This window comes from Binatus sp. (SeqCode), assembly GCF_036522015.1.
Classification (GTDB): domain Bacteria; phylum Desulfobacterota; class Binatia; order Binatales; family Binataceae; genus Binatus.
The window spans coordinates 1-2,138 of record NZ_DATDGQ010000086.1 but is presented as its reverse complement, the minus strand read 5'-3'; the positions used below and the strand labels follow the sequence as shown (position 1 = coordinate 2,138).

Annotated in this window: 3 protein-coding genes; 2 read left to right on the top strand and 1 reads right to left on the bottom strand. The window is 61.7% G+C overall.

Features of this window, described 5'->3' with window-relative positions; genetic code table 11:
• Nucleotides 1-58: 58 nt before the first annotated feature.
• The gene (locus tag VIW95_RS03645) at nt 59-298 is read right to left on the bottom strand and encodes a helix-turn-helix domain-containing protein (protein ID WP_331584055.1); all 240 of its coding nucleotides are present in this window, start codon (nt 296-298) and stop codon (nt 59-61) included.
• Nucleotides 299-711: 413 nt separating this feature from the next.
• On the opposite strand from VIW95_RS03645, the gene VIW95_RS03640 reads away from it, so the two are divergent.
• Both VIW95_RS03640 and VIW95_RS03635 read left to right on the top strand, forming a co-directional pair.
• Nucleotides 712-1,269: a GNAT family N-acetyltransferase gene (locus VIW95_RS03640; protein ID WP_331584054.1), complete on the top strand. Its 558-nt coding sequence runs from the start codon at nt 712-714 to the stop codon at nt 1,267-1,269.
• 47 nt (nt 1,270-1,316) lie between these two features.
• Nucleotides 1,317-2,123, top strand: a complete 807-nt coding sequence (locus VIW95_RS03635) for an enoyl-CoA hydratase/isomerase family protein (RefSeq protein WP_331584053.1) — start codon at nt 1,317-1,319, stop codon at nt 2,121-2,123.
• Nucleotides 2,124-2,138: the final 15 nt, after the last annotated feature.

The following is a 2,138-nucleotide window of genomic DNA, read 5'->3' as shown; positions in this document are numbered from 1 at the left end:
TTCGCCGGAATCCACATCGCGAGAATGACAGAAAAGCGGGCGCGCAGAAAAGTTCGCGCTACTTGCGAGGCTTGCGGCCTTTTGCTTTGCGCGTCGGCACCGAGATTCCATCGCCGTCGATCGGCCCGACCTGTCCGTGCTCCCAAACTTCGATCGCCGCGCGGCTGAATCGCCATGCACTGCCAACGCGGAAACCCGGGATTCGTCCTTCGCGCAGCAGGCGGTAGATCGTCGTCGGATGCACGCGCAGATGCGCCGACAACTCTGAGATGGTCAGAATTTCTTCCGCGGATGCCATCGTGACACCAAGCCTCCCCTCGGGGAGTATCGTCGGTTCCCCTTTAGCGAGCCGTATCGCTCAAAGCCGCACAAAAGCCCGCTAATCAGCCTCTAACCGTGCCACGGTTAAGTCAATACGGCCAAATCGTGCCTGTCAGGCGGCACGAAGCTTGGCGAAGGTGCGTCAGGTTGAGTTATGGTTAGCTAGAAGTGGGCAGAAGAAAAGGCTGGCTATCGCTTTGATCCGCGATTCAGCACTATTTGGTGTCGAGAGTGACTCCCGATCTTCAACTGAGAACCATGTACCCCTTGCCGCCGATCGGAGGTGGGCAGAGGGACTCGCGCCACCGAATCGCGATGTCTGCTGAACCGAATGCCCGTTCGGCCCCTTTCTTCGTGCTCATTCGAGGCACATCAAATGTTGCCTGGGGCGTGCGGACCGATGTCTCCGAAAAAATCGCGGATGAACTCGATCGGCTGGCGATCGAGGAACCGCCGCTCAGAGATTTTCAAGCTCCGCCATTGCATGCCGACGCATACCGATCACTCGTAGGCGGTCAGATTTCGTCAGGTCCGGCTTTCAGATTTCCCGACGAAATCGCGCAGCCCACCGATATCGCAATCGTTGACAGGCTGGAACTGCTCGAGCGCAACTTTCGAGGATGGCTCGCTGCGGAGATCCCCTGGTGTTCGCCGATAATGGCGATAATGGACGGCGGCTACCCGGTCAGCGTTTGCTTTTGCGCGACGAGGAATTCAGCGCCGGCTGTCGAGGCGGGCGTCGAAACTGCCACCGCGAGTCGCGGACGCGGACTGGCCGCGCGTGTGACTGCCTCGTGGGCTTGCGCAATTCGTGCATCTGGACGAATCCCTCTCTACAGCACCTCGTGGAGCAACGCTGCGTCGCTCGGGGTCGCTCGCAAACTTGGTCTGGTGCAATATGCCGGCGACTGGAGTTTGGTTGATACCAACAGAACCCAACAAGGCTGAGATCATCGGCCCCTTCTTTGGCGCGCGATTTATGGAGGCGACTTGCGATGGAATACGAGGCAATTGAAATCAAAAACGACGGCGCGGTGGCGTGGCTGACGCTCAACCGTCCGCATAATCTCAACGCGCTCAGCGCGCAGATGGTCGCCGAGCTCGAGGACTTCCTGCATCGGCTGCCGAAGCAGACCGAGACGCGCGTCGTCGTGATGAAGGGGGCGGGACGCGCCTTCTGCGCCGGACTCGATCTCAAGGAACAGAATCGTGGCGGCACCGGACTCGGCGCCTCGACTACCGACACCGTCGAGAGCCAGCGCCGGATGAGCGACCTGGTGGTCGCGATTCGGCGCTCGCCGCAGCCGTTCATCGCGGCAATCCGCGGACCCGCGGCCGGCGGCGGCTTCGCGCTCGCGCTCGCATGCGACGTCCGTATCGCGGGCGAGTCGGCGCGCTTTAACGCCGCGTTCATCCGTATTGGATTGAGCGCGTGCGACATGGGCGTCAGCTATTTTCTGCCGCGCGCCGTCGGCAGCTCGGTTGCGTCCGAGCTCATGCTGACCGGACGCTTCATCAACGCGCAGCGCGCCTTCGCGACCGGGTTGGTGTCCGAGCTGATGCCGGACGCTGAAGTCGATGCCGCCGCCGCGAAGCTCGCACTAGAGATGACGGAAACCTCGCCGCTGGGGTTGCGCCTGACCAAGGAATGTCTCTCGATGAGTATCGACGCTGGCAGCCTCGAGCAGGCGGTCGCAATCGAAGATCGCAATCAGGTACTGTGCGTTCGCGCCGGATACGTCGAGGAAGGTGCGCGCGCGTTTCTCGAGAAGCGCAAGCCGCGCTTCGCTCCGCGCGCGTGACTGCGATGGCCGAAC